The organism is Actinomadura hibisca NBRC 15177, from assembly GCF_001552635.1.
Taxonomy (GTDB): domain Bacteria; phylum Actinomycetota; class Actinomycetes; order Streptosporangiales; family Streptosporangiaceae; genus Spirillospora; species Spirillospora hibisca.
In genome coordinates, this window is sequence record NZ_BCRO01000011.1 from 358,772 (window position 1) to 368,308 (window position 9,537).

At 71.7% G+C, this 9,537-nt stretch carries 11 protein-coding genes; 4 read left to right on the top strand and 7 right to left on the bottom strand.

Annotated elements, in window-relative coordinates:
* The first annotated feature begins 50 nt into the window (after positions 1-50).
* Together AH6_RS06045 and AH6_RS06050 are read left to right on the top strand one after the other, a co-directional pair.
* Positions 51-515 (top strand): response regulator, encoded by a 465-nt coding sequence (locus AH6_RS06045; RefSeq protein ID WP_245679191.1) that lies wholly within the window; start codon positions 51-53, stop codon positions 513-515.
* A gap of 184 nt (positions 516-699) precedes the next feature.
* Positions 700-1,731 (top strand): dipeptidase, encoded by a 1,032-nt coding sequence (locus AH6_RS06050; RefSeq protein ID WP_067474999.1) that lies wholly within the window; start codon positions 700-702, stop codon positions 1,729-1,731.
* 50 nt (positions 1,732-1,781) lie between these two features.
* Here AH6_RS06050 and AH6_RS06055 read toward each other — a convergent pair whose 3' ends face one another.
* The 4 genes from AH6_RS06055 to AH6_RS06070 all read right to left on the bottom strand — a co-directional run bounded on the left by AH6_RS06055 (position 1,782) and on the right by AH6_RS06070 (position 5,311).
* Positions 1,782-3,101, bottom strand: coding sequence for a cation:proton antiporter (locus AH6_RS06055; RefSeq protein ID WP_067474856.1), 1,320 nt, complete (start codon positions 3,099-3,101; stop codon positions 1,782-1,784).
* A gap of 75 nt (positions 3,102-3,176) precedes the next feature.
* Positions 3,177-3,332: a response regulator transcription factor gene (locus tag AH6_RS06060; protein WP_373861740.1), complete on the bottom strand. Its 156-nt coding sequence runs from the start codon at positions 3,330-3,332 to the stop codon at positions 3,177-3,179.
* Positions 3,333-3,412: 80 nt separating this feature from the next.
* Positions 3,413-4,600 carry a hypothetical protein gene (locus AH6_RS43470; protein WP_157431289.1) on the bottom strand — a complete coding sequence of 396 codons (1,188 nt, stop codon included), beginning with the start codon at positions 4,598-4,600 and terminating at the stop codon, positions 3,413-3,415.
* A 3-nt stretch (positions 4,601-4,603) separates the two neighbouring features.
* The gene (locus tag AH6_RS06070; RefSeq protein WP_083982253.1) at positions 4,604-5,311 is read right to left on the bottom strand and encodes a TetR/AcrR family transcriptional regulator; all 708 of its coding nucleotides are present in this window, start codon (positions 5,309-5,311) and stop codon (positions 4,604-4,606) included.
* A 105-nt stretch (positions 5,312-5,416) separates the two neighbouring features.
* Here AH6_RS06070 and AH6_RS06075 point away from each other — a divergent pair, with 105 nt between their 5' ends.
* Entirely contained in the window at positions 5,417-5,932 is a 516-nt protein-coding gene (locus AH6_RS06075) for a hypothetical protein (RefSeq protein ID WP_067474863.1), read from the top strand.
* Here the strand turns inward: AH6_RS06075 and AH6_RS06080 are convergent.
* A complete protein-coding gene (locus AH6_RS06080) occupies positions 5,929-6,606 on the bottom strand; it encodes a TetR/AcrR family transcriptional regulator C-terminal domain-containing protein (RefSeq protein ID WP_067474864.1) in 678 nt (225 codons plus the stop codon). The genes AH6_RS06075 and AH6_RS06080 overlap by 4 nt on opposite strands.
* Before the next feature lie 108 nt (positions 6,607-6,714).
* On the opposite strand from AH6_RS06080, the gene AH6_RS06085 reads away from it, so the two are divergent.
* A complete protein-coding gene (locus AH6_RS06085) occupies positions 6,715-7,857 on the top strand; it encodes an FAD-dependent oxidoreductase (protein WP_067474867.1) in 1,143 nt (380 codons plus the stop codon).
* Between the two features lie 79 nt (positions 7,858-7,936).
* Here the strand turns inward: AH6_RS06085 and AH6_RS06090 are convergent, their stop codons facing one another.
* Positions 7,937-8,977, bottom strand: coding sequence for a hypothetical protein (locus tag AH6_RS06090; RefSeq protein ID WP_067474870.1), 1,041 nt, complete (start codon positions 8,975-8,977; stop codon positions 7,937-7,939).
* Between the two features lie 128 nt (positions 8,978-9,105).
* On the bottom strand, positions 9,106-9,537 hold a 432-nt coding region (locus tag AH6_RS06095), incomplete at its 5' end, for an alpha/beta fold hydrolase (RefSeq protein ID WP_218005723.1).

Sequence of the window (9,537 nt, forward strand, 5' to 3'; positions counted from 1 at the left end):
GCACAGAGCAGGTCGACGTAATGCAGGATGCCGGTGGAAGTTCCCGTTCGATGACGGTCCTGGTCGTGGAGGACGACCCGGGCGACCAGATGCTGATCGACGAGGCGTTCGCCGAACACGCCGCCGTCAGCGGGCTCGGGCGCCAGGTGATGATGGTCGACGACGGCGCGGCCGCGCTGGACTTCCTGGGCCGCAGCGGCGAGCACGCCGACGCCCCGCGCCCGGACCTGGTGGTGCTGGACCTCAACCTGCCCAAGGTCGGCGGCCGCGCGGTGCTGGAGAAGATGAAGACCGACCCCGACCTGCGGACCATCCCCGTGGTGATCTTCTCCACCTCCTCCAACCCCGACGACATCTCCGGCACCTACCAGCTGCACGCCAACGCCTACATCACCAAGCCCACCGACTTCGACGACTTCACCACCGTGGTCGCCCGGATCGACGACTTCTTCACCCGCACGATCCGCCTGCCCGCCCCCGACGGCCCCTCCGCGCCACCCGCGTCGGCCGCCTGATCCGCTTCGGAAGAGGACGCGCCGCCGAGCAGCGCACCGCAAGCGTCCAGCCGGGCCGTACGGTCTTCTACCAGGGCTTCCGCCGATGGCGCGGCATGGCCGCCCCGGCGGACGCACGGGTCGACGACCGGTTCTCCGCCCCATTCCGATCACTTGGCTCGTCGGGGACCCTACAGTGCCGATCATGTCTGCTGACTTGCATGAGAGCGCCGTGGTGGCCGATGCGCACAACGATCTGCTGATGGCGGTGGTGGCCCGGCCGCCCGCGCGGTGGGCGTCCTTCTTCCGGGAGCGGTGGCTGCCGCAGTTGCGCGCGGGCGGGGTCGATCTCCAGGTGCTCCCGGTGTTCATCGACGAGCGGTTCCGGCCCGAGGGGGCGCTGCGCGAGACGCTCCGGATGATCGAGTGCGCGCACACGATCGCCGAGGGGAACCCCGAGGACGTCCGGCTCTGCCTGGACGGGCCGCAGATCGACGCGGCGCTGGCCGAGGGGAAGATCGCGCTGGTCCTGGCGCTGGAGAGCATGCCCGGCCTGGACGCCGACGTCGAACTCCTGGCGACCGTGCACCGGCTCGGCGTCCGGGTCGCCTCGCTGGCGCACTGGGGACGCACCCCGCTCGCCGACGGCAGCGGCGAGGACGCCACCGCGAGCCGCCTGACCGCCGCGGGCGTCCGGGCCGTGGCCGAGATGGAACGGCTCGGCATCCTGCTGGACATCTCCCACCTGAGCGCCAGCGGGGTGGAGCACGTGCTGGACCTGGCGTCCCGACCGGTGATCGCCACCCATTCCAGCGCCCGCGCCCTGCGCGACCACCACCGCAACCTGACCGACGACCAGATCCGGGGCGTCGCGGCGTCCGGCGGCGTGGTCTGCGTGAACTTCCTGCCGGGCTTCCTCGCCGCCGATCCGTCCGGCTACACCGTCGCCAGGCTGGCCGACCACGTCGAGCACATCGTGTCGGTGGCGGGCGTCGACCACGTCGGCCTCGGGCCGGACTTCGTCCACGAGGTCTTCACCGACCTCACCCCGCCCTGCTGCGAGGACCCCGCGGCGTCCGCCGGCTTCGACGTCATGGCCACCCTCCCCGGCCTGGCCGGACCCTCGGGCCTCCCCCTGCTCACCGGCGAACTCCTCGACCGCGGCCTACCCGAAGCCGACATCCACAAGATCCTCGGCGGCAACCTCCACCGGCTGCTCGCCACCCATCTCACCTGACCCGCCCGGCTCGACGCCCTTCAGCGCATCGAGCGCCAGGCACCGTCTGGCTAGGTGCCCTCCCGGGCGAGGGGCACCAGTTTTTCTTCGCGTTCGGCGTCGGCGGCGCGGGCTTGGCGCAGGTGGTCCAGCCAGGCCAGTGCGGGGGTGGAAGTGATGCCGTGCAGGCAGACCGAGACCAGGATGGTGAAGGTCACCACCGCCCACAGGGAGCGTGGGTCCACGCCGAAGTCGGCGTGTTCGAGGGCGTAGGCCAGGTAGAACAGCGAGCCGATCCCGCGGACGCCGAAGAACGCGATGGCCCGCCGTTCACGCGGCTTCGCCGGGCTTCGGTACAGCGCCAGCCAGCCGACCAGCGGCCGGATGACCAGCAGCAGGAGCAGCCCGACCACCGCGCCCTGCCAGGTGAGGTCGCGCAGCCCGCCGGTGGCGATGTAGCCGCCGACGAGCAGCAGCAGCCAGGCCGTCAGGAGGCGTTCGACCTGCTCTATGAAACCGTGCAGGACGCCGTGGTAGCCGTGGGAGCGTTCCGCCGCCCGGATCGTGCAGGCCGTGGTGAACACCGCGATGAAGCCGTAGCCGCCCGCGATCTCGGCCACGCCGTAGGCCAGCAGGGTCGCGGCCAGCGCCACGAAGCCCTCGCTGCGCTCGGCCAACCGCAGCGAGGACCGTTGGGCACGGAAGAACAGCCGTCCCAGCAGCCATCCGACCAGCAACCCGGCGAGCAGTCCGGCGACGCACTTGTAGAGCAGGTCCACCGCCAGCCAGTGGCCCGCCCACTCCCCCGCTCCCCCGGCCGTGGCCATCGCGACGGCCAGCAGCACCAGCGGGAACGCCAGCCCGTCGTTGAGGCCCGCCTCCGAGGTGATGCTGAAGCGGACCTCGTCGTCGTCGCGCTCGCCGTCGTACTCCCCGTCATGCTCGGCGTCGGCGGGCTCGCCGACGCGCACGTCGGCGGCCAGCACCGGGTCGGTGGGGGCGAGCACCGCGCCCAGCAGCAGCGCCGCCGCCAGCGGCCAGGCCAGCAGCCAGTGCGCCGCCCCGGCGACCGCCAGCGTCGTCACCGGCAGCACCACGACCAGCAGTCGCCCGGTGGACGACCACGCGCGCCATCCGAACGGGCGGTTGAGGGCGAGTCCCGCGCCCATCAGCGAGACGATCACGCACAGCTCGGTGAGGTGCTCGGTGGTCCCCGGGTGCGCCACCGGGTCGGGATCGGGCAGAGGGAGGGGCGACAGGTACAGCACCAGGCCGGCCGCCAGGAACACCATGGGCAGCGAGATCGGCAGTCTTTTGAGCAATCCGGGCAGCGCGGCGGCCAGCAACGCCCCCACGCCCGCGACGACGAAAGCAAGATCGATATTTCCCATCCCCCTCCCGCTGCCCGCGACACGCCCGGTCAATCCGGTTTCCGATGTGACGAGCGTTCTACCGATGCGCGTCGGCTAGTCACCGTGCGGAGTGACCAGGCCGGATTCGTAGGCCATGACGACGAGCTGCGCGCGGTCGCGGGCGTGGAGCTTGGCCATGGCCCGGTGGACGTGGGTCCTGGCGGTCAGCGGACTGATCACCATGCGGTCGGCGATCTCGTCGTTGGACAGGCCCTAGGCGACCAGGGTGACGGCCTCGCGCTCGCGGCCGGTCAGCCCTTTCAGCGCCGCGACCGTCCCGCCCGGCGGCCTTACGGGGCTTCCGGCAGTTGCAGGTCCGTGCAGTTGCCGCGTTGTACCTGGTCCTTCGCGAACGTGGCCACGTACTCGTGCAACAGCACGCGCTGCTCGGCTTGCTCGGCCTTCGTCGGAAGCCCGGCCTTCTCCCCCTCCTGCCGGTGGGGGAAATAGTCGTAGCTCCAGTGCGCGGCGAAGCCGGCGTTCTCGCCGTCGCACTTGGCGACGGCCCATGCTCTGTCGGCGGTCAGCGCGGGCTTCCAGGCGGCGCCTGTGCCCATGGGCAGCGGGTCGGGGCCCGAGCCCATCTCGCGCATGTTCCTGGCCCAGTCGCCGCGCCAACTGGTGAGGTCGACGAGCGGCTTGCCTGCCGGTCTCGCGTTGTCCGGCGCGTACAGGGTGCAACGTCCGACGACCCCACCGTCAGCGATGGCGATGCGGACCGTCCCGTCACGCCCCTCCGCCGGGACGCGGGTGGTGGCCAGAGCGTTGCAGGCGGTGTCCTTCGCTTGTGCACGGGGCACGTACTTGCCGGTGTCCGGCACCGACCCGTCCTTGGGCGCGGGCAACGGCTCGCCACCGCAGCCGAGTTTCGCGGTCATCTCGTTCGTCATCCGCACCGCGAGCCGCAGCATGGCCGCCTTCTCCTCGCGGTCCTTCGCGAAGTACGTCCAGGTGCCCACGAGCAACCTGTGGTGCTCTCCCAAGGGCTCCTTGGCGCGGCGTGGGCACTTGGGCATGAGGTAGACGCGGCTGTTGTCGTCCTCGAAACCGGGGAGCCCTCCCGGCAGTACGGCGTGCGGTGCATGAGAGCTGCCGATGGACGACATCTCCTTGTCCCGATCCGCCCCGCCCAGATACGCGTCCACGGCGACGACGACCTTGCCCCGGTCGCTTCTCAACGTGCAGCGGTACCGGCCCCGTTCCGGGTCGAAGGACTCTTCCCGCGACCCGAGCCGCACGCCCGCCCGTACCGCCTCCAGGTCACCGGCGGGCAGCTCGCCCCCGCACGCCTCACGCGCCAGCCACCACTGCTGCACCGGCGTCCGGACCGAGAACCCGACGGTGGCCAGCACGACCAGCGCGCACGCTGAAGCCCACAACCACCTGCGGTGCCGCCGCGCCCAGTCGTCCGCCCGTTCCCTCCCCAGCCACATGTCGCTTTTGTACCAGTGTTCGTCCGGGCCCACCTCGGCGGCCATGAATCACACCAGGGCCCGCACTCCGGCGATCAGCATGGTCAGGACCGACTCGAACAGCGCGTCCGGGGATTCGACGGTGGACTCGGCCGCGAGGCGTTCCAGATGCGGCAACGTCGCGGGCACCGCGTCCGGCGGCACGCCCGTCCAGGCGGCCGGGTCCAGGCCGGGCGGCGGCCGGTCGTGCCAGGCGTCCCAGATCTCGGCGAAGCCCGCCACCTGGAGCACGGTGATCGACCAGGCGCGGCGGGCGTCCTGCGGCGACAGGCCCAGGTCGAGGAAGAAGCCCACCAGGGTGTCGTCGGCCCGCAACATGTCCGGTGAGGCGAAGGGGGTGAGGTCCTCGGCGCGCGCGAGGGCCAGCATCCCGGGATGGGCGCGGTACCAGGAGCGCAGATCCCGGCAGTACGCCCGCAGACTCTCCTGCCACCGGGCCGCGTCCAGTCGCGGTTCCGGCCGGTCGCCCTGGCAGACGGCCACCATCTCCCCGAGCAGGTCACGGCGGTCGGCGACGTAGTTGTAGAGGGCACGCGGCGACACTTGCAGCCGGGCGCCGACGGCGCGCATCGTCACCTCGGCCGGGCCCGCCTCGCCCAGGATCTCCAGGGCCGCGCGGGCGACCCGCTCCCTGGTCAGGGTGGGGCGGCCCTTGCGGAACTCGGGCCGTTTCCGGCTTCTGGCGGCGGGTTCCTCGGTGGCGTCTGGCAGGGGCACCGGACCATCGTAGCGATCACTGAACTTCACACACTGTTGACTTTAAGGCGCGTCGAAGGTTAGGTAAGCCTTACTGGAGTGTTCCTGGGTGTTCGGGAGGTCGGCGTGCAGTGGTCAACGGTCGTCGGGTACGGCGTGGCCTACGGCTTGGCGCTCAGCGTGGCGTTCACCGTGGCGGTGTTCGTCGGGGCCGCCTTCAGCCGGGACTTCCTGCTCGACGACTATCCGCCGGCCATCCGGCGGCGGTACGGCAAACCCAAGAGCGCGCGCGGCCGCCGGGTCGCGGTGTGCTTCGGCGTGTTCGTCTGGGGCGCGTGCGGGCTGCCGCTGATGATCGCGGCGATGGTCGGCCTCGACGGGGCGCTGGACGGCGGGCTGGGGTTCCCGTCCGCCGCCCTCTGCGCGGCGCTCGTCTTCGCCACCCTGACGGTCTGGGATCTGGTCGTCCTCGACTGGCTGATCTTCGCCGGGCTGCGTCCCCGGCTGCTGGCCCTGCCCGGCACCGAAGGCATGGCGGAGTACCGGGACCTGGGCTTCCACCTCGCCGCCGCCGCTAAGGGCAGTCCGTTGATCGTCGTCGTCGGCCTGGTCGCCGGGGGCGTCGCCGCCCTGTTCGCCTAGGTCGTGCGCAGGCCCGCCAGGAGCAGGTCGAGGCCGGTGGTGAACTGGTCGCGGTCGTCGTGGTCGCGCAGGTCGGCGGTGACGCGCGTCAGGAACGGGTGGTCGGCCGGGTCGAGCTTCGCCCAGTGCTCGGCGGTCTGGGCGAGGTAGGCGTCCCGGTCGGTGGTCGCGCCGATGGTCGGGCCCGGGGCGATGATCTGGGCGCTCACGCCGGTGACGTAGTTGAAGATCGCGGTGGCGACCGCGAAGTGCCGCTCGGCGGGCAGTCCGGTACGGGTGACGAGGGTGCCGACCCGGTCGAGCAGGCGCAACGTGTTGGGCAGCGTCGCGGGGGCCGTGACGCGGGAGGCGGCCCACTGGTGCCGGTCGAGGGCGTCGAAGACGGCGAGGGCGAGCGTCCGCAGCTCGGCGGTCGCGTCGGCCGACGGGTCCGGCGTCGCGGTGAGGGCGTCGCCGAGCACCTGGTCGGCGGCCAGGGCGACGAGTTCGTCCTTGTTCGCCACGTGCCAGTAGAGGGCTCCGGCGCCGGTGTTCAGCCGTTCGGTCAGCAGCCGGAAGGTGAGCCCGCGTTCGCCCAGCTCGTCCAGCAGCTCGACGGCCGCGCCGACGACGATCTCTTTTGAGAGGGCGTCGGCGCGCCCTCCGGCGGGTGCTCTTCCCCGGGTCCGTGGCATGCCCCCATTTTGACACATCATGGAATGTTGTTCCATACTGATATTGGAACGACATTCCATATAGGGACGGGGTAGCCGAACGACGCTCCGCCGGACTGGGGGAACATCATGAACACGACGGTCACGATCATCGGCGCCGGGCTCGGCGGCCTCACGCTCGCGCGCGTCCTGCACGTCCACGGGATCCCCGCGGCGGTCTACGAGGCCGACCCGTCGGCCGAGTCCCGCACGCAGGGCGGCCAGCTCGACATCCACGAGGACGACGGTCAGCGCGCGCTCGCCGACGCCGACCTCACCGACGAGTTCCGCGCGATCATCCACGAGGGGGCCGAGGCGGTGCGCATGCTCGACCGGCACGGCGAGGTGCTGCTCGACGCCCCCGACGACGGCACGGCCGCGCGTCCCGAGGTGCTGCGCGGCGACCTGCGCCGGATCCTGCTCGGCTCGTTGCCTGATGGAACGGTCCAGTGGGGGCGCAAGGTCACCGGCGTCCGGCCCCTCGGCGCGGGCCGCCACGAAGTGACCTTCACCGACGGCTCGACCGTGACCAGCGAGATCCTCGTCGGCGCCGACGGCGCCTGGTCGAAGGTCAGGCCGCTGCTGTCCGGCGCCCGGCCCGAGTACATCGGCACGACGTTCGTCGAGACCTACCTGCGCGACGTCGACCGGCGGCACCCCGCGACGGCCGCGGCGGTCGGCGACGGGGCCATGTACGCGCTCGCCCCGGGGAAAGGCATCGTCGCGCACCGCGAGGCGGGGGACGTCCTGCACACGTATGTCGAGCTGAACCGCTCCGCCGAGTGGGTCGCCGGAATCGACTTCACCGACCCGGCCGCCGCGAGCGCGCGGGTCGCGGCCGAGTTCGACGGGTGGGCCCCGCACCTCACCGCGCTGATCACCGACGGTGAGACCGCGCCGGTCGCACGCATGATCCACACGTTGCCGGACGGGCACCGCTGGGACCGCGTGCCCGGCGTGACGCTCCTCGGCGACGCCGCGCATCTGATGCCGCCGTCCGGCGACGGCGCGAACCTCGCGATGTTCGACGGCGCCGAACTCGGCAAGGCGATCGCCGCGCACCCCGGCGACGTCGAAGCGGCGCTCACCGCCTACGAGGAGGCGCTGTTCCCGCGCAGCGAGGGTTTCTACGCGGACGCGCACGAGATCCTCGACCTCTGCCTCGGCGACCGCGCGCCGTACGGGCTCATCGACCTCTTCACCGGTGGCCCCCAGGAGCGGGAGGTGGCCTGACCTCAGGCCGCGGCCTTGCGGGCGGAGCGGCTTCGGCGGCTCGTCCTTTGAGCGGACGAGCCGCCGAAGCCGCTCCAGGTCAGTACTGGACGTACACCTGGGAGGTCACCGGACCGGCCAGGCCGAGCTGCCAGGTCGCCGTGATCGTCGCGGTGGTGCCGACGGGCGTACCGCGCTCGACCTGGAAGACGAACGTGGTGCTGGGCTTGCCGGCCGGGATCTCCACCGACGCGGGGACCTTGATCGCCGGATTGCTGCTCTTCAGCTTGATGACCGCGCCGAAGGGGTGCCAGAGGTCGCCGACGCTCGCCACGCCCCAGTTGGGATTGCAGTCGGCGTCGCAGGGGGTGTGCAGGCCCCGCAGGGCGCCCACCGAGAAGCCCTTGGGCACCACGGTCACGCCGTTGAGCTCGAAACCGTTGCCGATGTCGGCGGTCACCGTCACCGACTTCGGGCCGTCGTCGGGCAGGGCCTTCATGGTGAAGGCGCCGGTGGTCGAACCGGCCGGCACCACGACGTAGGCGGGGGTGCTCAGGGCGGCGGTCTCACCGGGGTGGTTGCGGATATCCACGGCCAGCCCGCCGGCCGGCGCGGCGGCCTTGAGCTTCACCGTGCCGGTGACGGCGGCGCCCGCCACGACGGTGCCCGGAAGGGCGACGCCGTTCAGCAGGAAGTCGGTGATCGCCTGCCGGTCGGGATCCTGGGCCCGGACGGTGATCGAGGTCTCGGCGTGCGACCCGCCGACGACGGCCCGCAGGCCCGTGGTGGTGGCGCCGATCTCCGACTGCACGCGGATCGGGAAGCTCACGCTGCGCTGCCCGGCCGGCACGGTGACCTTGCGGCCGGTCGACTGCGCGTAGTTGAGGTCCTCGGACACGTTGAGGTCGCGCAGCTGCACGACGGTGCCCCCGGCGGGGGCGGGTTCGGTCAGTGTGACCGTCTGGACCGCTTGCTGCCCGGGGTCGATGACGTTCGGCGACACGGCGGTGGAGGCGACCGCGATCTCGGCGGCGTGGGCGGCCTGGGCGGGCAGGACCGCCAGGGCGGGCACGGCGGTGACGGCGAGCGCCGCCAGGCTCCAGCGGCGGGCGGCGGGGCGAGGGGAGGAATTGATCTTCACGTGTTGAACCGTAAGATCGCGATGGCCGCGTCACCAGGGCGGGAGCCATCGCGTTCGTGTTCCGTAAGATTTCCCGGTCGGTGGAGGAACGTCCGCCCGGCGGCGCCGTTCACGGGTTGCGCGGGCGGTCATCGGTGGGCGCGGAAGAACTCGGTGATGTCGTAGGCGAGGAGTTCGGGCTCCTCGTGTGCGGGGAAATGCCCGCCCCGGGGCATCCGGGTGTACCTGGTGACGTTGTAGATGCGCTCGGCCCAACTGCGTGGTGGCTGCGTCAGGTCGGCCGGGAACACGGCGACGGCGATGGGGACCTCCACCCGTTCCACGCGCCTGGTCAGCCCGCTCGCGTACTCGTAGTAAGGCCGGAACGAGGTGGAGATGGTCCGGGTGAACCAGTACAGCGACGCCTGGTTCAGGATGAAGTCGTCACTGTCGGGTGTGGGAAACCCGCACGGGCTGGGGTCGCCGGGTCTCTGGATCAACCCCGCGCGGGGCTGGAGGTTGTTGGTCGGGCGCGGAAAACCCGCACGGGCTTGGGGTTGGGCGGTTGGCTGTAGACCCCC